This window comes from Maritimibacter dapengensis (genome assembly GCF_019218265.1).
Classification (GTDB): domain Bacteria; phylum Pseudomonadota; class Alphaproteobacteria; order Rhodobacterales; family Rhodobacteraceae; genus Maritimibacter; species Maritimibacter dapengensis.
The window spans coordinates 606,721-627,054 of record NZ_JAHUZE010000002.1; the positions used below are offsets into that span (position 1 = coordinate 606,721).

Consider the following 20,334-nt stretch of genomic DNA (forward strand, 5'->3'; position numbering starts at 1 on the left):
CATGGGCGCATGGGGCGCGACATTGTTCGAGGATGATGCCTCGCTGGATTGGCTGGACGGCGACTATGCCGCTTCCGGTGCCAGCGCCGTTGCGTCTGCGCTCGACAAGGCCGCCAATTGCCCTGTGACCGAGTATCTGGAGGTCGACGACGGTGCCGCCGCCCTGATGGCGGGGGAAGTCGTGGCGACCGCGCATGGCGACATGCCCGATGAAATATCCCAGGACATGCTGGAACGGCTCAACGCGCATGGCTCCGCCGTGCGCGATCTGCCGGACGGAAAGATGCGTGCCCGTAAAGCGCTCGAACGCGTGATCTCGGACAATTCCGAGCTTCACGAACTCTGGGCCGAAAGCGACGATCAGGCCGACTGGGTCGCGAGCGTCAACGATCTGCGCCGGAGGCTTGCATGAGCGATTTCACGAAGACATACGCCCGGATGATGGAGCAGGGCACAGCCATGCTCAAAGCCTTCAACCCGGCGCTGGAGAGCTTTCAGCCCGAGGGGTTGGACAAGCTGATGCCGACCATGCCGCGCGACTGGATGGAGGCGATGTTCGGCAATGCCTTCAACCCCGACGGGCTGGACGCCAAGACGCGGCTGATGATCACGCTGGCGGGGCTGGTCGCGACCGGGGCGACTGCGGACCCACAGATCAAATACACGGTGCGTCACCTGATCGAAGCAGGGGCGACGCAGAAGGAAATCGCGGAAGTCATCTACCAGATGTCGATGCTTGGCGGGCTTCCGGCCATGAACCATGCGCTCGAACTGGCCGAAGAGGTCTATTCCGAGCAGAAGGACGATGAGGAGGGGAACGCATGAGCGTTGCCGATTTTGCATTCTACGTATTCGCGCTGACCACGTTGGGCGGCGGGCTGTTTACCGTGGTGGCCCGCAACCCGGTTCACTCCGTGCTCTGGCTCATCACCGCTTTCATCGGGGCGACCGGGCTTTTCGTTCTCCTCGGCGCGGAATTCGTCGCGATGCTCCTGATGATCGTCTATGTCGGCGCGGTCGCGGTGCTGTTCTTGTTCGTCGTGATGATGCTCGACGTGGACTTCGCTGAGCTCAAGGCGGGCATGGCGAAATACGTGCCGATCGCGCTTCTGATCGGGGTCGTGCTGCTCATGCAGATGGGCATGATCTTCGGCGCCTGGCAATTCGCGGACGGGGCTGAGGCCGCGCGCGCCGCCGTGACGCCGGACATGACCGAGGTCGAGAACACCGCCGCGCTCGGGCAGTTGATCTATGACGATTACATCCTGCTCTTCCAACTCGCGGGTCTTATCCTCCTTGTTTCGATGATCGGAGCGATCACGCTGACCCTGCGCCACCGCAAGGACATCAAGCGTCAGAACGTCATCGCGCAGATGCATCGCGATCCGGCCAAGGCGCTGGAGATGATCGACGTGAAGCCGGGGCAGGGTCTTTGATCCGCACCGCAACCATAGGGGCCGCGTTCGCGCTGATGCCACTGGGCGCCTTCGCGCTCGAAGTGCAGATCGACGACGACTGCACCGACAACGAGGCGAGCTATTTCGACACCGAAGTGCTGGGCCCGAACCTGCTCTACACCCGGACGCTCGGCGGCGCTGCGGGTGCGAACGAATGGTTGGTCGCCTGCGGCGCGGGCAAGGCCGTGCGTGCCAACGGCGCGGGCGCGGACATCGACTTCATCGAGGTGGCGCACGGCATGAACGCGAGCCGCGAAACCTATGATTTCGACGAGGTCGCAAAGCTGTCGCGTGAGCTTGGCTTCACCGCCGATGTCGTGAATTTCAACCGGGACGCCTGCGTCTGCGGTTTGTGAGACTACGGTCGCCCGCATGGGCGGCACGAAAGAAAGAACACCAAGGGCAAAGGCCCGGAGGGACATGATGGTTGGACTTGAACATTACCTTGGATTGGCCGGGGCGCTTTTCGTCATCGGCATCTTCGGGCTCTTCCTGAACCGAAAGAACGTGATCATCCTTCTGATGTCGATCGAACTGATGCTTCTGTCGGTCAACATCAACCTGGTCGCGTTCTCGTCCTTCCTGGGCGATCTGGTCGGCCAGGTCTTCACCCTCTTCGTGCTGACGGTCGCAGCGGCGGAAGCCGCCATCGGCCTCGCCATCCTCGTGTCCTTCTTCCGTAACCGCGGCACCATCGCGGTCGAAGACGTCAACGTGATGAAAGGCTGACGCAGATGCTGACCATCATCCTCTTCGCCCCGCTCGTCGGCGCCATCCTCGCGGGCTTCGGCCATCGGATCATCGGCGACAAGGGCGCGCAGGTTCTGACCACCGCGCTTCTGTTCCTCGCGGCGGGCCTGTCCTGGATCGTGTTCCTGACCCATGACCCGGCGGTGACGCAGCATGTGCAGATCATGCGCTGGGTCGAAAGTGGCACGCTTGCGACCGACTGGTCGATCCGGCTCGATCGGCTGACCTCGATCATGCTGATCGTGGTGACGACGGTCTCGAGCCTCGTGCACCTCTATTCGATGGGCTACATGGCCCATGACGACCAGTTCGCCGAGAACGAGAGCTACCGCCCGCGTTTCTTCGCCTATCTGTCGTTCTTCACCTTCGCGATGCTGATGCTCGTGACCTCGGACAACCTGCTTCAGATGTTCTTCGGATGGGAGGGCGTGGGTGTCGCCTCCTACCTCCTGATCGGGTTCTACTTCCGAAAGCCTTCGGCCAACGCCGCCGCGATCAAGGCGTTCGTGGTCAACCGGGTCGGGGATTTCGGCTTCGCGCTCGGTATCTTCGGGCTGTTCATGCTGACCGACAGCATTCGATTTGACGAGGTCTTCGCCGCCGTGCCGACCCTGGCCGAAACGACGCTTCATTTCCTGTGGCGCGACTGGAACGCAGCGAACCTTCTGGCGTTCCTGCTCTTCGTCGGCGCGATGGGGAAATCGGCGCAGTTCTTCCTGCACACCTGGTTGCCGGACGCGATGGAAGGCCCGACGCCGGTCTCCGCGCTGATCCACGCGGCGACCATGGTGACGGCGGGCGTGTTCCTCGTCTGCCGCATGTCGCCGCTGATGGAATTCGCCCCCGCCGCGACCGCCTTCATCGTCGCGATCGGTGCGCTCACCGCGTTCTTCGCGGCGACCGTGGGCCTCGTGCAGAACGACATCAAGCGCGTCATCGCCTATTCGACCTGTTCTCAGCTCGGCTACATGTTCGTGGCCGCGGGTGTCGGCGTCTACTCGGTCGCGATGTTCCACCTGCTGACCCACGCCTTCTTCAAGGCGATGCTGTTCCTCGGTGCGGGTTCCGTGATCCACGGGATGCACCACGAGCAGGACATGCGCAATTACGGTGGCCTGAAGAACAAGATGCCGCTGACCTTCTGGGCCATGTTGATCGGAACGCTGGCGATCACGGGGGTCGGTATCCCGCTCACCCATATCGGTTTCGCAGGCTTTTTGTCGAAGGACGCGATCATCGAGAGCGCGTTCGCGGGCACGGCCGGTGGCGTGGCGTTCTGGGCGCTCGTCATCGCGGCGATGTTCACGAGCTTCTATTCCTGGCGTCTCATGTTCCTCACCTTCTGGGGCAAGCCGCGCGGCGACAAGCACACGCATGACCACGCGCATGAAAGCCCGAATGTAATGACCATCCCGCTCGGCGTGCTGGCGGTCGGTGCGATTTTCTCGGGCATGGTGTTCTACGGGCCGTTCTTCGGCGACCATGACCGCGTGAACGCCTATTTCGGGATGCCCGCCCATGAAGCGACGGCGGACGCCGGGCACGGCGAAGAAGGCGCAGCGACGGAAGAGGCGGCATCGGCAGAGGAGCATGGCGAAGAGGCCGCTGCGGACCACGGCGACGCTGCCGGGGACCACGGAACCTTCGAATATGGCGCGATCTACATGTCGCCGGACAATCACGTGATGGACGATGCGCACCATGCGCCGGTCTGGGTGAAACTCTCGCCCTTCATCGCGATGCTGATTGGACTCGCCACGGCGTTCTGGTTCTACATCCTGAACCCGGCCATGCCGAAACGCATGGCGGATGGCGCACCTCATCTCTATCAGTTCCTTTTGAACAAATGGTACGTCGACGAGATCTACGACGCGATTTTCGTGCGCCCTGCCAAGGGGCTGGGCCGGTTCCTGTGGAAGCGCGGTGATGGGTCCGTGATCGACGGGGCCATCAACGGCATCGCCATGGGGATCGTACCGTTCTTCACCCGCCTCGCGGGCAAGTGGCAGTCCGGCTACCTCTTCACCTATGCCTTCGCGATGGTCCTCGGGATCGTCGCCTTCGTGACCATCATGACTTTGACCGGCGGTGCGAACTGATGAACAACCTGCTTTCGATCATTACATTCCTCCCGCTGGTCGCGGCATTGATCCTTGCCCTGTTCCTGCGGGGCGACGACGCGGCGGCGCAGCGCAACGCGAAATGGCTCGCTCTTGCCGCAACGACGGCGACGTTCCTGATCTCGCTGTTCGTGCTCTTCGGGTTCGACGCGTCCGATACCGGCTTTCAGATGGTCGAGGAAACCACCTGGCTCATGGGCCTGACCTACAAGATGGGTGTGGATGGGATCAGCGTTCTGTTCGTCATGCTGACCACATTCCTCATGCCGATCACTATCGCGGCCTGCTGGAACGTCACGACGCGGGTGAAGGAATACATGATCGCCTTCCTCGTGCTGGAAACGCTCATGCTTGGCGTCTTCATGGCGCTGGACCTCGTGCTCTTTTACCTGTTCTTCGAGGCCGGGCTGATCCCGATGTTCCTGATCATCGGCATCTGGGGCGGGAAGGACCGCATCTATGCGTCCTTCAAGTTCTTCCTCTACACCTTCCTGGGTTCGGTATTGATGCTTGTGGCGATGGTCTACATGTACACCGAGGCGGGCACGACGGATATTCCGACGCTGATGAAACACAGCTTCGGGTCCGAGACATTCAGCCTACTGGGTATTCAGATCGTAGGCGGCGCGCAGACGCTCCTGTTCCTCGCTTTCTTCGCGAGCTTCGCGGTGAAAATGCCGATGTGGCCAGTCCACACTTGGTTGCCAGACGCCCACGTTCAGGCACCGACGGCCGGTTCGGTCGTGCTGGCCGCGATCCTGCTCAAGATGGGCGGCTACGGGTTCCTGCGCTTCTCGCTTCCGATGTTCCCGGTCGGGGCGCATGAACTGACCACTTTCGTGCTTTGGATTTCGGCGATCGCCATCGTCTACACCTCGCTCGTCGCGCTGGTGCAGCAGGACATGAAAAAGCTCATCGCCTATTCGTCGGTAGCCCACATGGGCTACGTGACCGCCGGTATCTTCGCGGCGAACCAGCAGGGCGTGGACGGTGCGATCTTCCAGATGCTAAGCCACGGCTTCATCTCTGGCGCGCTCTTCCTCTGCGTCGGTGTGATCTATGACCGGATGCACACGCGTGAGATCGACGCCTACGGTGGGCTTGTGAACCGGATGCCGGCCTATGCGCTCGTCTTCATGTTCTTCACCATGGCCAATGTCGGCCTGCCGGGCACTTCGGGCTTCGTCGGTGAATTCCTGACGCTTGTCGGCATGTTCCAGGCCAACACCTGGGTCGCTGCAATCGCCACTTCGGGCGTGATCCTGTCAGCGGCCTACGCGCTCTGGCTCTATCGCCGCGTCGTGATGGGCGACCTGATCAAGGAAAGCCTCAAGGCGATCACCGACATGAGCGCCCGTGAAAAGTGGATCTTCGCGCCACTGGTGGCGATGACGCTGATCCTAGGGGTGTATCCCGCTCTGGTGACGGACCTGATCGGGCCGAGCGTCGAGAACCTTCTGAACAATTACCACGCGGCGATCCCGTCCGTGGACATGGCCACTCAAACGGCCTCGGCATCGCATTGAGGTGACCTGAGATGATTGCGAACGATATCCAAACCATCCTGCCGGAACTCCTGCTGTCCGTCTTCGCAATGCTCGCGTTGATCGGTGCGGTCTATACCGGGAAGGACAAGCTCACGCTGCCGCTGACCTGGGCCACGGCGGCGATCATGGCGCTCATGGCGTTGTGGATCGGAACAACGAATGAAAGCGCGACCGCGTTTAACGGCATGTTCCTGTCGGACGCCTATGCGCGCTTCGCCAAGGTCGCGATCCTCATCGCAGCCGCCGCGATCCTCGTTGCCGGGGCAGAGCCGATGGCGCGGCGCGGGCTGGCCAAGTTCGAGTATCCGATCCTCATCGCGCTTGCCACGGTGGGTATGATGGTGATGGTCTCGGCGGGCGACCTGATGTCGCTCTACATGGGGCTGGAGCTTCAATCCCTGTCGCTCTACGTGGTCGCCTCGATGAACCGCGACAGCGTGAAATCCACCGAAGCGGGCATGAAATACTTCGTTCTCGGCGCTCTTTCGTCGGGCCTTCTGCTCTACGGCGCGTCTCTGGTCTATGGCTATGCGGGCACGACGCTCTTCACCGGGATCATCTCGGCTGCCTCCGACGGGCAATTGGCGCTCGGCCTTCTTGTCGGTCTCGTCTTCGTCTCCGCTGGCCTCGCCTTCAAGATCAGCGCGGTGCCGTTCCACATGTGGACGCCGGACGTCTACGAAGGCTCGCCCACGCCAGTCACGGCCTTTTTCGCCACCGCGCCGAAACTCGCCGCGATGGGGCTGTTCGCCCGCGTGCTCTACGACGCCTTTGGCGCCGCCGTCAGCGATTGGCAGCAGGTCATCACGATCCTTGCCGTCCTGTCCATGTTCCTGGGCGCTATCGCCGCGATCGGTCAGACCAACATCAAGCGTCTGATGGCCTATTCCTCCATCGCGCATATGGGCTTCGCCCTGCTGGGCCTCGCGTCCGGCACCGAATACGGCGTGCAGGCGATGCTGGTCTACATGGCGATCTATCTGACCATGAACGTCGGCACCTTCGCCTTCATCATGTCGATGGAACGGGACGGCAAGCCGGTAACGGATATCGCCGCGCTCAACCAGTTCTCGAAGGTGGAGCCGCTCAAGGCGCTGGCCATGCTGGTGCTCTTGTTCTCGCTCGCGGGTGTGCCTCCGATGGTCGGCTTCTTCGGCAAGCTCTACGTGCTGAACGCCGCCGTGCAGGGTGGGCTGACATGGCTCGCGGTCGCGGGTGTGGTCGCCTCAGTGATCGGCGCGTTCTATTACCTGCGCATCGTCTATTTCATGTATTTCGGCGAAACCGAGTCCAACGTGGAAACGCCGATGTCGCCGGGCGCATGGGTCATGCTGATGGGCTCGGCCGCGATCATGGTGCTGGGCGTCGTCAACCTGTTCGGCATCGAAGGCGCAGCGGCGGCTGCGGCGCAGGCGCTTGTCAACTGACGCTGCGGGCAACTGGCCTGCAGGTTACGGGTATCTGCCGCTCGGCACGGTGACCTCGACGATGGAAGAGGGCCGCGCCCGGCGCGCCGAACTTGCCGGTCCCACGTGGATCACCGCCGAGGTGCAGACCGCAGGGCGGGGGAGACGCGGGCGAGCCTGGGCGAATCCCGCGGGCAACTTCGCGGGAACGCTGGTGCTTCCGAACGTCTCGCCCGAAACGGCGGCGCTCCGTTCCTTTGTCGCGGCGGTCGCGCTGGATGAGGCTTTCGTGGCCCTGACCGGGCGGCGCGAGGCATTTTCGCTCAAATGGCCGAACGACGTGCTTCTGAACGGTGGCAAGGCCGCGGGTATCCTGCTGGAAAGCCTGACCGACAAGGGGCGTATCACCGGCGTTATGATCGGCATCGGCGTGAACCTTGCCACTGCGCCCGACCCGGGCACACTGGAAACAGGCGCGGTCGCGCCTGTGTCTCTGGCCGGCGAAACCGGGCTGCACGTTACACCACAGGAATTCCTCGAGGCGCTCGCGCCCGCCTATGCAAGGTGGGAGGCGCAGGTGCGCAGCTACGGCTTTGGCCCGATCCGCCAGGCCTGGCTCGCGCGCGCTGCTCGGTTGGGTGAACAGATCACCGCCCGACTGCCCAACGAGGAGATCGCCGGAACCTTCCGTGAGGTGGACGCCGAGGGCCGACTTGTCCTATCAACGCCGAAGGGCGAACGCTGCATCGCGGCGGGGGATGTCTTTTTCTAAGCGGGGAGGCCGCTGCCATGCTGCTCACCATCGACTGCGGGAACACGAACACCGTCTTCACCCTTTGGGGGGACGAGGGGCATACGTTGTGCACCCTGCGCACCTCGACCGCGCATCAGCGGACGGCGGACGCCTATTGGGTCTGGTTCTCGACGCTTCTGAAACACCATGGGATCGAGCCGAAAGTGCGCGGTGTTATCATCTCGTCCACGGTGCCGCGTGTGGTGTTCAACCTGCGGGTCTTCACGGACCGGTATTTCGACCTTCGCCCGCTGGTCGTCGGCAAGCCCGAATGCCTTCTGCCCATCGACGTGCGCGTCGATGCGGGTACACAGGTCGGCCCCGACCGGCTGGTGAACACCGTGGCCGGGTTCAACCACTACGGCGGAGACCTCATTATCGTCGATTTCGGCACTGCGACGACATTCGACGTGGCCGACGCGGACGGGGCCTATATCGGCGGCGTCATAGCGCCGGGCGTGAACCTGAGCCTCGAGGCGCTTCACATGGCTGCCGCCGCGCTTCCCCACGTTGACATCACCCACCCGGACAAGGTGATCGGCACCAACACCGTCGCCTGCATGCAATCTGGAATCTTCTGGGGCTACGTCGGGTTGATCAAGGAGATCTCCAGCCGGATCATGGAGGAACACGGGCGCGATATGAAGGTGATCGGAACCGGCGGGCTCGCCCCGTTGTTCCAATCCCACGCGCCGGTCTTCGATCATTTCGAGGACGATCTCACGATGGCAGGTCTCAAAATCATCTACGAATACAACGAAGAGCAGGGCAACGTATGAGCGATCGACTGATCTACCTCCCTCTGGGGGGCGCCGGCGAGATCGGCATGAATGCCTATGTCTACGGTCACGGCAAGCCGGGAAAAGAGCGGCTGATCCTCGTCGATCTCGGCGTGACCTTCCCGGACATGGACACGACGCCTGGCGTAGACCTGATCATGGCCGATACGCGCTGGCTGATCGAGAACCGAGACCGGCTCGAGGCGATCTTCATCACCCACGCACATGAAGACCATGTCGGCGCAATCGGGCGGCTCTGGTCCGAGCTTCGCGTGCCGGTCTATGCGCGCCCCTTCACCGCCCATCACGCACAGCGCAAGATGGAGGAGGCGGGGCAGAACCCGGATGAGGTGATCGCGGTCGATCCCTACCCGGAGGTGGTCGAAGCGGGGCCGTTCAAGGTCACATTCGTCCCGATTTCGCATTCGATCCCGGAAAGCTCCGGGTTGGTGATCGACACGCCCGCGGGGCGCGTGGCCCACACCGGGGACTTCAAGATCGACCCCGCACCGGGTGTCGGGGAGGCGTTCGACGAAGCGCTGTGGAAAGAGGCGACCGGTGGCCGGGTGCGCGCGCTCATGTGCGACTCGACTAACGTGTTCAGCCCAAAGCCGGGGCGGTCCGAAAGCGAGTTGGGGTCGGAGATCACCAAGCTGGTTTCGAGCGCACCGCATATGGTGGTGGCGACGACCTTCGCCTCGAACGTCGCACGGGTAAAGACCCTTGCGCAAGCCGGGGAAGCTGCGGGACGGTCGGTCTGCCTCCTTGGGCGCGCCATGCGGCGTATGATCGAGGCCTCGGTGGCGACCGGGGTGCTCGAGGATTTTCCCAAGACCGTGACGCCCGAAGATGCCCGCGACATCCCGCGCGAAAGCCTGATGCTGATCGTGACCGGGAGCCAGGGCGAGCGTCGGGCGGCGACCGCTCAGCTCAGCCGGGGCAAGTACCTCGGCCTCGAGATGCACGAAGGCGACATGTTCCTGTTCTCGTCCAAGACCATTCCGGGCAACGAGCGCGGCGTGATCCGCATCCTGAACGCCTTTTCCGAGATGGGCGTGGACATCGTTTCGGACGATGACCGTTATCACGTCTCGGGTCACGCCAACCGCCCGGACCTCGAGCGGATGCATCGCATCGTCGGAGCCGAAACGGTTGTGCCGATGCACGGTGAGCACCGTCATCTGCGCGAACATGCGCGGCTTGCGCGGGAGAACGGATACAGGAGCATCGTCGCGGTAAACGGGTCGATGGTGGACCTGACGGGTCCGGAGCCGCATGTGGTCGAGCATGTCGAGGCGGATCGCGTCTACCTTGACGGGAGCGTGCTCATCGGCGCGCTGGACGGCGTCGTGCGGGACCGGATCAGGATGGCGCTGAATGGCCATGTGATCGTCAACGTGATCCTGGAGGACGACGAACCGCTCGGCGAGCCTTGGGTCGAGATTATGGGGCTTCCCGAGACAGGTGGATCGAACGCGCCGCTGGTGGATGTGCTGGAAGAGGACCTGAACCAGTTCCTGATGCGCGCCGCCGACAAGACCCTTCGAGACGACGACAAGCTGGAAGAAGAGCTGCGTCGGATCGCGAGGAAGTCCACCCAGGACGAGATCGGCAAGAAGCCGGAATGCACCGTGGTGATCTCACGTCTGGACGGTTGAAGTCGGGTTTTCGGGGTGGCCGACCGCTCGACGCATCCGCAGAGGTTGCGCTGCGCGGTTGCGCATCGCGGGGGAACGCGGCTGCGCCGCGTCTGGAGGATCTTCCTCCAGACCTCCTGAAGTACTTGTGAAACGATGAAGGGATCACTCGGCGAGCAGCGCGGCCAGGGTCGAGGAGGTTTCCGGTGTTCCGCGAAAGCTGAGGCCGATCATGCCAGCGTAGAGCGACCAGACGACCCGTGCGTCGAGACGTTGGTCCCAAATCTGCAAGGACTCGACATGGTGCGCGGCGGGGTCGAATGCGTTCGGGTCGAAGGTGACCCGGGCGCCAGAATAGGACAGGTCGATCACGCGAACCGGTGCACGGACGCTGCCGCACAGGAGCGTGGCAGGCATGTCGAGTGGAACGCGCGTCTCGCTACGGCGGTCAGGGTGCTGGATGTTCATTTTGGCCTCCTCCCGAACTGGGGTGGAGGTCAAGGTAGCCCCGAAAGGCTTATCAATCGTGAAGCGCGGTCGGGTCGGCCCGTGCGGCCTGTTCCATACGAGTGACGACCGCGGCGAGCCGATCTGACAACGGACTGGGGCGGACGCGCTGCAATTCGTCCGCAAGCGCGCGATAATACCAAAGCGTGGAATCCCGGTTCGCCGTGAATCGGTCGAACACCGCAAGGCCCATTGTCGAGAGGTCCACGAGGATCGACGTCGCGTTGTGCAGCTTGTCACAGGAGGTGACGAGCAGCGCATCTTCGCCCTTGTCTGCGAGCGAGGCGATATAGCCGGTCTTGCGTTCTTCCCAAGGCACAAGGTCCTGTTCCACGGCGTCGGTACACGCCAGCACGATATCGGCCACGCGGTCACCGAAGGTTGTGCGGATCATGTCGGCGGTCGGTTGCCCGCCCTGGTCTTCGACGGCGTCGTGCAGGAGGCCGGCGATGGCCTGATCCTCGTCGCCGTGATGCTCGATCACGAGGGCCGAAACGGACAATAGATGTGAGAGATAGGGAACGCCCGAACCTTTGCGAACCTGACTGCGATGCAGCCGGGCGGCAAGGCCGAGCGCATCGTCGTAACGATGTGTCAGCATGAATTTTCCAATCATTTAGGGGAATGCAGGCGCGTTGGCCCACGCAGTTAAATTACGATGGATCGGGTTCATGTCAAGAGCGCGGGCGCGGTGCAAAATGGCTCAGTCGCCGCGCCGTTCGTCGAAGCTCTTAGCTATGAAAGAGGGCATATGATCTCCCATCCCGACTGGAGGTTTTCCACCGCTCTTGCCGCCGCTTTTACCGCGCCCGCGACCGCCGCGGTCGCGGCTGGAGCGTTCGTCAGCGGGTTTGCCGCTGTCGCCCTTGGTCGATTTGTCGTCGCGGGACATATCATCGCCGGACGAGCGGGACCGCGTAGAGCGAGGCTTGTCGGTCTTGGAGCCTTTGTCTTCAACGACTTCCGGCTTGGCGGCGGTGGTGGGTGCATCTCCTGCGATCGGGTTCTCGATACGCGGGATTTCCTTTTCGATCAGGCGCTCGACGGCGGCGAGGTTCTTCTCGTCCCGTGGTTCGCAGATCATAATCGCCTTGCCGTCGCGGCCGGCACGTCCCGTGCGTCCGATCCGGTGGACGTAATCCTCGGCATGGCCCGGCACGTCGAAGTTGAACACGTGGCTCACCGACGGCACATCCAACCCGCGCGCGGCCACATCCGAAGCGACGAGGAAGCGCAGCGTGCCGTCACGAAAGCCCTGGAGCACCTCCATTCGCTTGGACTGGTCGAGATCGCCGTGGATCGGCGCGGCATCATAGCCGTATTTCTTGAGGCTCTTGGCCACCACGTCCACGTCCATCTTGCGGTTGCAGAAGATGATCGCGTTCGTGCAGGCATCGCCTTCCTTGTCGATCAACGCGCGCAGAAGCTTGCGCTTCTCTGTCGCGGCCCGGTCGCGGCGGGAGGATTTGAAGTGGCACACCTCTTGGGCGATGTTTTCGCCGGTGGTGGCCTGCCGCGCGACTTCGATGCGTTCGGGGTTCGATAGGAAGGTGTTGGTGATCCGTTCGATCTCGGGCGCCATGGTGGCCGAGAAGAAGAGCGTCTGGCGGGTAAAGGGGACAAGGCCGAAAATGCGCTCGATGTCAGGGATGAACCCCATATCGAGCATCCGGTCGGCTTCGTCCACCACCATGATTTGCACCCCGGTCAGGAGCAGCTTGCCCCGCTCGAAATGGTCGAGCAGACGACCGGGCGTCGCGATCAGCACGTCCACGCCCCGGTCGATCAGCTGATCCTGTTCCTTGAACGATACACCGCCGATCAGCAGCGCCTTGGTCAGTTTCACGTTCTTGGCGTAGGTGTCGAAGTTCTCGGCGACCTGCGCGGCCAGTTCGCGGGTCGGGCAGAGGACCAGCGAGCGCGGCATCCGTGCGCGTGCGCGCCCACGGGCCAGCATCGACACCATCGGCAGCGTGAAGGACGCGGTCTTGCCGGTGCCTGTCTGGGCGATTCCCAGCACGTCACGGCCTTCGAGCGCCGGGGGGATCGCGCCCGCCTGGATCGGGGTGGGAGTTTCGTATCCTGCTTCCTCGACGGCCTTGAGGACTTTCGGGGAGAGGTTGAGGTCTGAGAACTTGGTCAAGTAGGTGCCTTTCGCTGGAAGGTTGCGGCGTGATGGCCGCATGTTCCCGCGCGGCCGGCCCGGGCCGGATTGCCGGGGCACTTGATATTGTGGCGGGGTTTACGCGGGCAGGGGACGAACGTCAAGGAAGCACGGGCGGAACAGGGTGTTCCCGGCGAGCGTTGACGATCACATGCAACGGACAGGAGGACGATATGATCCGCAAATACGGTACGGCGAACTGGCAAGGCGGCCTGCAGGACGGCACCGGCACGGTTTCGACTGAGAGCGGCGTTCTGGACAAGGTAAACTACGGGTTCAACAAGCGTTTCGAGGGTGAAGCTGGTTCGAACCCCGAGGAACTCATCGGTGCGGCCCATGCCGCGTGCTACGCAATGGCGCTATCGAATATTCTGGGTGAGGCCGGGATCACGGCAGACGACATCTCGGCAAAATCCACCATTTCGCTGGACATGTCGGACGGTCCCAAAATCGTCGGCGCTCATCTGGACGTCACGATCAAGGCCGACGGCGATAAAGATGCGATCGAGAAGGCGGCGAAAGATGCGGAACAGGGGTGTCCCGTGAGCCAGCTGCTGAACTGCGAGATTACCAGCGACGTTACGATTACTTGATTGTCGGGGTCTGGGGGGCAGTGATTTCGGCGCGGACCGAAATTGCCGATCCCCCGGCGTCTCATTTTGAGTCCGCTGACCGGATTGGGCGGCGCGGAAGAAAACGAGACATCTAAGTAAGCCCGTCGGGAGGCGCGAGCTCATCCAGCGGCTTGGCAAGTGCGCTCAGGCGGGCGCGGAAGAGCGCACCGCCAGCCTCTGCGGGAAGCAGGGTTATTGCCTGTGCGAACCGAGGAGCGGTGCGCGCAAGTTCCTCGATCTCGGTCAAAAGCGTCGTGCCCTGAAGCGCGAAAAGCTCGGTCAGCGGCCCTTCCGCGATCACCGCCAGATCCTCGGCGTCTTGCGCCTCTGCCATCAGCCTGCATTGCAGGGAGAGAGACATGGACGGGTTGCGTTCGGCGATCCGCGTGGCAAGAAGTGCGGTCCAGAGTTCGGGGTGACCTTCGACCGCCTCCTCGTCCTCGACTGTATCCCTGAGGAACATCAGCAATCGGGTGGCAAGCCGCGAAAGCGGGAGGTCGCCATCCGGAAGGCTCGCCTCGTCAACAGAAAGCGCCTGAGCGACGAGTGGGCGGGGAATGCATTGGGTCATGAAAATGCGCTTTCGTGGATTTCGGGACGGTAGCCTGTAACGAGGGCGTCGATTGTCGGGGCAGGCGTCAGTACTGTGACAATACCTTGGGGCCTCGGTTGGTTCTCGTCGTAACCTGCTGTCGTGAACCGGAAGATCCGTCGACCGCGCACGAGCCATGGTTCATCCTGCCAGTGGATGAAGGCGCCGTCCGGCAGGGTCCCGGCCTCGGCTCGGACGGTAACCTTTTCGCGTCGGCGCGTGCACCGGGCGGCGTGAAGCCGTCGGTCGATCTCGTCGTGCCTGATATTGCCCGATGCCGCTTTGAATGCGGCATAGGAGTCACGGCGACAATAGGCGCAGGGCCGGTGGCCAGCGGCAAGCGCCACCGCTTCGTCGAGAAAGAACAGGGGGGTCCAACCGCGCGACGGTCTTGGCCCGTGATACCTGCCACGAGGATGGGTGAGCGAACAGATGATCCACGCTTTGTGCGTCCAGCGCGCGAGGCCAAGGCGGCCATCTGCGTCGAAGGGCAGGATGCCCCTGTTCCCGGTCCAGGCGCCGCGTTCTTTGTCCGCGACGATCTCTCCTGTCGGTATCACGCGGTTCTGAAGAGGCATGTCATCTCCTGAACGCGCGGGACGGGCGCAAGGGCGTGGCCTGCTGTCGGATCGTCACTCCAGATTGTAGAGCTGCTGACGCGCCGGCACAGCGTTTTCGAAATCGGGGTCGATTTCAAGTGCCCGTGTGAGCGCGTCCTGCGCTGATGGCCTAGCTTCCTTCGTAACATGGTCATACAGGCAAGGAAATGAACCTTCGCGCCTGCCTCGTCCGTCGCGGTGACCAAGCCTTTTACCGGCGTCACCAAAGAGGGCGGACCCTTGACGTCGCTGTAAGTGCCTCAAGAGTAACGGGGAGTGGCGCGGCGTGCTCGGTTGATCTCTTCACGGTTCGCTGGGCTCGCGAAAGCCGGCCTCTTTTTCTTGGATTCAAAGATCTCCGGGCAGGTTGTCACCGTCTTCGCGGATGCGTTTCAGCATTGTCGTGGACACGCCGGGCGTGCGAGGCAGGTAGAGCACGTCGCAAAACGCGCGTAGATCGTCGAACTTGCCGGCCCAGTCGTCGCCCATGGCGAAGACATCCGCACCTTCGCGTCGGATATCATCTGGTTTCTGTTCCCAGCATGTTTCGGCAAAGGCCCCATCGACATATCGGCAGGCCCGAAGGATTTCGATCCGGTCTTCGTATGGGATGATGGTCTTCTTTCCCTTTTCGGCATTGAACTCGTCCGTCGACACGCCCACGACGACATGGTCGGCGATGTCGGACATACGGCGAAGGAGGTTCACATGACCGATGTGAAACATGTCGAAGGTGCCATAGGTGATGAGCGTTCCGCGCCTGTTCATTGGCCGTCACGTCCCGAGATGGCGGCGTCTTCGTATGCGCGGGCATGCAAGTCTTTCGCAGACCGCAAGAAAGACGCGAAGCGTTTGTCGGCCCTTGGCCAGTCGAATTTCCACAACGGGTCCGGTCTGCGCCAACCTGTGCCATAGTTGACCGTGAGAACCGCGTCGATGTCTTTGGGTGTTCTGATGCGGGTGCCCAGCCATGAATGGTGCTCGAACGGCAGTGCGTCGGCTGCACCAATGTCACCGTACGAATAGGGATACACGAAGAATTTCCCACCCTGCGTCCACGCGGGGAAGAAGTCGCTCATGGGGCCGTTCGGGGCGCGGAAGCCGAAAAAGGCGTAGTCTGATTTCCACTGCAGGTCGAATGTGGAGGAAAGCGTTTCAAAAAGCGCCTGCTGACGGGTGGCGATGTCTTGCGGATTGCCTTCGCCATAGTGAATGGCCAGGTCCACGTCGTCATCATGCGGTATCATCGCGCCGTCCCGATGGAATCCCAGCAGCGTTCCGGAATTGATCATGACGGGGTAGCCTTGTTTCTCGATCGCGTCGATCAGAGGCGACAACCCGTTCAGCACCTCCTTCTGGTCCCGACCAGCCATCTGCACGGTGTAGCCATGTGCGCCGATCCCGCGCGGAGACATCTGCGCGTTCAGATCCGTCATGAAAGCCGTGAACCGCTCTGGTTTTCCCGCCTTTTCACATTCCGCTTCGAGTTTCCCGACAAGGCGTTTGACATCGTCGAAGTTTCGGTTGGTCACGGCGAACAGGTAGATACGGCTTTCCAAGGCAAGTATCACGTCCTGGCACGTGCTTTCGGCCAGCAGGAGGCGGTGCAGGAAGCGTTCGAATTCGCCTTTGGAGGCGAGAGCATCTTTGGATTTCCCAGTGATTTCAGCGTGTAGGCGGCCCATGTCCGGCCGTTTCGTGCGCGGTTTGAAGCTGCGAAGGATCAAACGCTGCGCCGGCACTCTGGCGTTGGGCGCACGGGGGTCTTTGACCTCGAAATGCCGCGCGGATGCGCTTGTCGATGCGAAAAGCCAGAACCGGTAGGTGGTCGTCGTCCGCCGGGTCCGAATAAACGGCAGAGGGAATGGAAGACGTGAAGTTCCATAGCCGGCGAACGATATGCGCGGCTGTGGGTCGCCCGTCCAGGTGAATATCGGGCGGACACCGGCGTCGTGTGTGACACGGGTGGCAAGAAACACGCGCAACTTGGGGCGGTCCTGAAGAAACGCAAAGATATTGCGATGGCCGGACCGAATGCGCGTGACCGTATCGGGTTTGCCCGAGAACAGTGTCCGGGCGAAGATCTGGGCCTGAAACATGAAATCTGCGCCCCAACCCGTTGCAAGCATAGGACCAGGCCCGCGTGGTGCAGACCCGGCAAAGGTGTCATGGAACTGTCACAATGGTTTGGGCCGGTCAAGGTCGGGTCGGTTCGACCGCGCGCCTGTGAGCAACGTCAGTCCCCGTGCAGTTCCTTGGTCGCCGACAGGGTCAACTCCGGGTAGTCACGCACCACCCGGTCGATGTCCCATTGCAGCCGTGTCAGGAACACCGGGTCTCCGTCGTTGTCGTAGCCAATATGCTGCTTGTTCGCCTCGACGAGCTTGTCGAGTTGCGCCTTCGGCCCCGTCACCCAGCGGGCCGAGGTGAACTGCGAGGCCTCGAAGCGCACGGGCAGGCCGTATTCCATCTCGATCCGGCTCGCCAGCACTTCGAACTGAAGCTGTCCGACGACACCGACGATGAACCCCGAGCCGATGTTCGGCTTGAACACCTTGGCCGCGCCTTCTTCGGCGAATTGCATCAGCGCCTTTTCCAGATGTTTCGCCTTCATCGGATCGCCCGCGCGCACGCCTTGAAGCAATTCGGGCGCGAAGGAGGGGATGCCGGTCACGCGCAGCGCTTCACCCTCGGTGAGCGTGTCCCCGATGCGAAGCTGGCCGTGGTTCGGGATGCCGATGATGTCGCCCGCCCAGGCCTCTTCGGCCAGTTCGCGGTCGGAGGCGAGGAACATGACCGGGTTGGAAATCGCCATCGGTTTTTTCGAGCGCACATGGGTCAGCTTCATGCCGCGTTTGAAATGCCCTGAGGCCATGCGCACGAAGGCCACGCGGTCGCGGTGCTTGGCGTCCATGTTCGCCTGAACCTTGAAGACAAAGCCTGAAACCTTTGTTTCGTCAGGGGAAATCTGTCGTGGCTCGGCTGACTGCGGTTGCGGCTCGGGGCCGTAGTTGGCAATCCCGTCCATCAGTTCCTTCACCCCGAACGAGTTGATCGCGGAGCCGAACCAGATGGGCGTCATCTGCCCCGCCATGACCTCATCCGCGTCGAGCGCAGGCAAAAGCTCGCGCGCCATTTCGACCTCTTCGCGCAGTTGCTCCAAGAGGTGCGCGGGCACGTGATCGTCAAGCTTGGGGTCGTCGAGCCCGTCCATCTTTATGCTTTCGGCCACCTTGTTGCGGTCGGCGCGGTCCATCAGTTCCAGCCGGTTGTTCAGCATGTCGAAGCAGCCGAGGAAATCGCGGCCCACGCCGATAGGCCAGCTTGCGGGCGTGACGTGAATCGCCAGCATTTCCTGTATCTCGTCGATGATCTCGAACGTGTCGCGGCTTTCCCGGTCCATTTTGTTACAGAAGGTCAGGATCGGCAGGTCGCGCATCCGGCAGACTTCGAAAAGCTTCTGAGTCTGGCTCTCCACGCCTTTCGCGCCGTCGATCACCATGACCGCGGCGTCCACGGCGGTCAGTGTGCGGTAGGTGTCCTCGGAAAAGTCCGAGTGGCCGGGCGTGTCCACGAGGTTGAAGCGATAGGTGCCGAAGTCGAAGGACATGGCCGAGGCCGAAACCGAGATGCCCCGGTCCTGTTCCATCTTCATGAAGTCCGAGCGCGTGCGCCGTGCCTCGCCTTTCGCGCGCACCTGTCCGGCCATCTGGATCGCGCCACCGTAGAGCAGGAACTTCTCGGTCAGCGTCGTCTTGCCCGCATCCGGGTGCGAGATGATGGCGAAGGTGCGCCGCCGAGCAATCTCGGCAGGCAATTCGGGTCGGTTGGGTTTCGCGGCGTCCAGCATGGGGGCGATATATTCGCGGGCGCGGGGCGGGGCAAGCGGAACGGCGCGGCTGGAAGGGGCGTTATCGCCTCAAAGGAGACAAGCGATGACCAAGGATCACGGACCGTCCATCAAGGATGATGAAGTCTATCAGGCGTTGCGCGACGACGGCGCCTCCAAGGAAAAGGCGGCGCGTATCGCGAATGCCAAAGCAAACAAGAACATGCATCCGTCGAAGAAAGGCGGAAAGGCAAGCCCGTATGAAGAATGGACCAAGGATGAGCTCTATGCGCGCGCCAAGGAGATTGGCATCGAGGGCCGGTCTGCCATGAACAAAGATGACCTTATTTCCGCGTTGCGGCGCCATTGACTGGCGCGCTCGGGTTCAGGTCGCAGAGACACGCTTCAGCATTTCGACCAGGTCCGGACGACGCTTAAGGTCGCCCTCCCGCAGTTCCAATGCGCCCAGCGGGTAGTCCGACGGCCGTTCCGGGCGGAGTTTGGCGGCGATTTCGGCTGGAAGGCCCGGACGGGTGGTGTGATCCACGAAATGGCTCTCGGCCGCGATGCCTTCGGCGTAGATGATCTCGTGCTTGTCGAAGAGCACTTGGACATAATCGACGAATCCGCCGGGGCGTTGGGTGACGGTCTTGCCATTGACGAGGAGCCCGGCCTTCACCAGGAGTTCGCGCTGCCCGGTCATCATGGCGTCGACGCGTTGATAGATGAACAGTCTGTGGTTCGGGCTTACCGTGAGAGCATTGATATTGTTCAAGGCACCGGCTTCTATCACGATCGGTGCGAAAGCGCCTTCGGCGCGCATGGTTTGGATTCCGACCCAACGCACCTCCTGCACCCCGGAATCCCGCGTCAGCACGCGGTCGCCCGGGGTAAGGTTCTCGACCGGTACCTGCCGGCCATCACCCATCGTGATATGCGTCCCGCGCGTGAAGGCGACGGAGGCGCTTTCTGCGAGCCGTTTCGCACCGCCGTCGCGGTCTATGGTGACGAGACTGTATTTCACTCCGGTCTCGATCTGTCCGAGCGGGTGGAGATACACGTTGGAAATCGTGCCGCCCTCGGGTTCGACCTCGACGAGGAGGAGGGCTTCGAGCATAGTGCGTGTCGGCGCCATGAAGGTCACGACGCTGTCGATGAAGAGCGGTGCACCGGGGCGTCCTATTCCGGTGTCGGACGCAATCGTGAGCGCGTCGGCCTTTTCCATCGCGACGGCGAGCCGGGTAGGCGCCGCACCTTTCGCCAGTTCATAAACGTCGTCATGTACGAGTTCGGCCGCGTCTGTGATCGCGTCGCCCTCATTCACGCCGTGTGTTACGCGAAAGCCATCGGCCGGATAGATCACGAGATGCCGGGTCGGCAGATATGCGCGCGTATCGATGTCTTTCATGGCAGCTTCCCTTGCCGTCCGATCCGACGCGCCCCCGCACGTGACCTGAACTGCGAAAAACAATCTACCGCGCGGCCCAAGACAGGGTCAATCTCGCTTTGGTTTCCGCTGGGTTTCTTATGGATAAATCGC

Annotated in this window: 22 protein-coding genes; 13 read left to right on the forward strand and 9 right to left on the reverse strand. The window is 62.3% G+C overall.

Features of this window, described 5'->3' with window-relative positions:
- Position 1: 1 nt before the first annotated feature.
- The 11 genes from KJP28_RS09260 (at position 2) to KJP28_RS09310 (ending at position 10,510) form a co-directional block, all read left to right on the forward strand.
- Entirely contained in the window at positions 2 to 412 is a 411-nt protein-coding gene (locus tag KJP28_RS09260; RefSeq protein ID WP_218392268.1) for a DUF4259 domain-containing protein, read from the forward strand.
- Positions 409 to 825, forward strand: a complete 417-nt coding sequence (locus tag KJP28_RS09265) for a carboxymuconolactone decarboxylase family protein (protein WP_218392269.1) — start codon at positions 409 to 411, stop codon at positions 823 to 825. The genes KJP28_RS09260 and KJP28_RS09265 overlap by 4 nt, the downstream gene beginning before the upstream one ends.
- Positions 822 to 1,436 (forward strand): NADH-quinone oxidoreductase subunit J, encoded by a 615-nt coding sequence (locus tag KJP28_RS09270; RefSeq protein ID WP_218392270.1) that lies wholly within the window; start codon positions 822 to 824, stop codon positions 1,434 to 1,436. The genes KJP28_RS09265 and KJP28_RS09270 overlap by 4 nt, the downstream gene beginning before the upstream one ends.
- Complete coding sequence (locus KJP28_RS09275) at positions 1,433 to 1,813, forward strand: hypothetical protein (protein ID WP_218392271.1); 381 nt, start codon at positions 1,433 to 1,435, stop codon at positions 1,811 to 1,813. Before KJP28_RS09270 ends, KJP28_RS09275 begins: the two co-directional genes overlap by 4 nt.
- A 67-nt stretch (positions 1,814 to 1,880) precedes the next feature.
- A complete protein-coding gene (nuoK, locus tag KJP28_RS09280; protein WP_218392272.1) occupies positions 1,881 to 2,186 on the forward strand; it encodes an NADH-quinone oxidoreductase subunit NuoK in 306 nt (101 codons plus the stop codon).
- 5 nt (positions 2,187 to 2,191) lie between these two features.
- Entirely contained in the window at positions 2,192 to 4,306 is a 2,115-nt protein-coding gene (gene nuoL, locus KJP28_RS09285; RefSeq protein WP_218392273.1) for an NADH-quinone oxidoreductase subunit L, read from the forward strand.
- Positions 4,306 to 5,853, forward strand: a complete 1,548-nt coding sequence (locus KJP28_RS09290; RefSeq protein WP_218392274.1) for an NADH-quinone oxidoreductase subunit M — start codon at positions 4,306 to 4,308, stop codon at positions 5,851 to 5,853. Before nuoL ends, KJP28_RS09290 begins: the two co-directional genes overlap by 1 nt.
- 11 nt (positions 5,854 to 5,864) lie before the next feature.
- A complete protein-coding gene (gene nuoN, locus KJP28_RS09295) occupies positions 5,865 to 7,301 on the forward strand; it encodes an NADH-quinone oxidoreductase subunit NuoN (RefSeq protein ID WP_218392275.1) in 1,437 nt (478 codons plus the stop codon).
- Positions 7,291 to 8,052, forward strand: a complete 762-nt coding sequence (locus tag KJP28_RS09300; protein WP_255552286.1) for a biotin--[acetyl-CoA-carboxylase] ligase — start codon at positions 7,291 to 7,293, stop codon at positions 8,050 to 8,052. The genes nuoN and KJP28_RS09300 overlap by 11 nt, the downstream gene beginning before the upstream one ends.
- Before the next feature lie 17 nt (positions 8,053 to 8,069).
- On the forward strand, positions 8,070 to 8,852 hold the full coding sequence (locus tag KJP28_RS09305) for a type III pantothenate kinase (RefSeq protein WP_218392276.1): 783 nt from the start codon (positions 8,070 to 8,072) through the stop codon (positions 8,850 to 8,852).
- A complete protein-coding gene (locus tag KJP28_RS09310; protein WP_218392277.1) occupies positions 8,849 to 10,510 on the forward strand; it encodes a ribonuclease J in 1,662 nt (553 codons plus the stop codon). The genes KJP28_RS09305 and KJP28_RS09310 overlap by 4 nt, the downstream gene beginning before the upstream one ends.
- Positions 10,511 to 10,654: 144 nt before the next feature.
- Here the strand turns inward: KJP28_RS09310 and KJP28_RS09315 are convergent, their stop codons facing one another.
- The 3 genes from KJP28_RS09315 to KJP28_RS09325 form a co-directional block, all read right to left on the reverse strand.
- Complete coding sequence (locus KJP28_RS09315; protein WP_218392278.1) at positions 10,655 to 10,957, reverse strand: PilZ domain-containing protein; 303 nt, start codon at positions 10,955 to 10,957, stop codon at positions 10,655 to 10,657.
- Positions 10,958 to 11,009: 52 nt separating this feature from the next.
- A complete protein-coding gene (locus KJP28_RS09320) occupies positions 11,010 to 11,597 on the reverse strand; it encodes an HD domain-containing protein (RefSeq protein ID WP_218392279.1) in 588 nt (195 codons plus the stop codon).
- Between the two features lie 102 nt (positions 11,598 to 11,699).
- Positions 11,700 to 13,139 carry a DEAD/DEAH box helicase gene (locus KJP28_RS09325; RefSeq protein WP_218392280.1) on the reverse strand — a complete coding sequence of 480 codons (1,440 nt, stop codon included), beginning with the start codon at positions 13,137 to 13,139 and terminating at the stop codon, positions 11,700 to 11,702.
- A gap of 194 nt (positions 13,140 to 13,333) precedes the next feature.
- On the opposite strand from KJP28_RS09325, the gene KJP28_RS09330 reads away from it, so the two are divergent.
- The gene (locus KJP28_RS09330) at positions 13,334 to 13,753 is read left to right on the forward strand and encodes an OsmC family peroxiredoxin (RefSeq protein WP_218392281.1); all 420 of its coding nucleotides are present in this window, start codon (positions 13,334 to 13,336) and stop codon (positions 13,751 to 13,753) included.
- A gap of 112 nt (positions 13,754 to 13,865) precedes the next feature.
- On the opposite strand, the gene KJP28_RS09335 is transcribed toward KJP28_RS09330, so the two are convergent.
- The 5 genes from KJP28_RS09335 to KJP28_RS09355 all read right to left on the reverse strand — a co-directional run bounded on the left by KJP28_RS09335 (position 13,866) and on the right by KJP28_RS09355 (position 18,815).
- Complete coding sequence (locus tag KJP28_RS09335; protein ID WP_218392282.1) at positions 13,866 to 14,345, reverse strand: DUF6869 domain-containing protein; 480 nt, start codon at positions 14,343 to 14,345, stop codon at positions 13,866 to 13,868.
- Positions 14,342 to 14,944 carry a hypothetical protein gene (locus KJP28_RS09340; protein WP_218392283.1) on the reverse strand — a complete coding sequence of 201 codons (603 nt, stop codon included), beginning with the start codon at positions 14,942 to 14,944 and terminating at the stop codon, positions 14,342 to 14,344. The genes KJP28_RS09335 and KJP28_RS09340 overlap by 4 nt, the downstream gene beginning before the upstream one ends.
- Positions 14,945 to 15,313: 369 nt before the next feature.
- A complete protein-coding gene (locus KJP28_RS09345; protein WP_218392284.1) occupies positions 15,314 to 15,733 on the reverse strand; it encodes an adenylyltransferase/cytidyltransferase family protein in 420 nt (139 codons plus the stop codon).
- Complete coding sequence (locus KJP28_RS09350; protein WP_218392285.1) at positions 15,730 to 17,064, reverse strand: LicD family protein; 1,335 nt, start codon at positions 17,062 to 17,064, stop codon at positions 15,730 to 15,732. The genes KJP28_RS09345 and KJP28_RS09350 overlap by 4 nt, the downstream gene beginning before the upstream one ends.
- A 137-nt stretch (positions 17,065 to 17,201) precedes the next feature.
- Positions 17,202 to 18,815, reverse strand: a complete 1,614-nt coding sequence (locus tag KJP28_RS09355; RefSeq protein WP_218392286.1) for a peptide chain release factor 3 — start codon at positions 18,813 to 18,815, stop codon at positions 17,202 to 17,204.
- An 85-nt stretch (positions 18,816 to 18,900) separates the two neighbouring features.
- On the opposite strand from KJP28_RS09355, the gene KJP28_RS09360 reads away from it, so the two are divergent.
- Positions 18,901 to 19,164, forward strand: coding sequence for a DUF7218 family protein (locus tag KJP28_RS09360; RefSeq protein WP_218392287.1), 264 nt, complete (start codon positions 18,901 to 18,903; stop codon positions 19,162 to 19,164).
- A 15-nt stretch (positions 19,165 to 19,179) separates the two neighbouring features.
- Here the strand turns inward: KJP28_RS09360 and KJP28_RS09365 are convergent, their stop codons facing one another.
- Positions 19,180 to 20,202, reverse strand: a complete 1,023-nt coding sequence (locus KJP28_RS09365) for a Hint domain-containing protein (protein WP_218392288.1) — start codon at positions 20,200 to 20,202, stop codon at positions 19,180 to 19,182.
- Positions 20,203 to 20,334 lie beyond the last annotated feature (132 nt).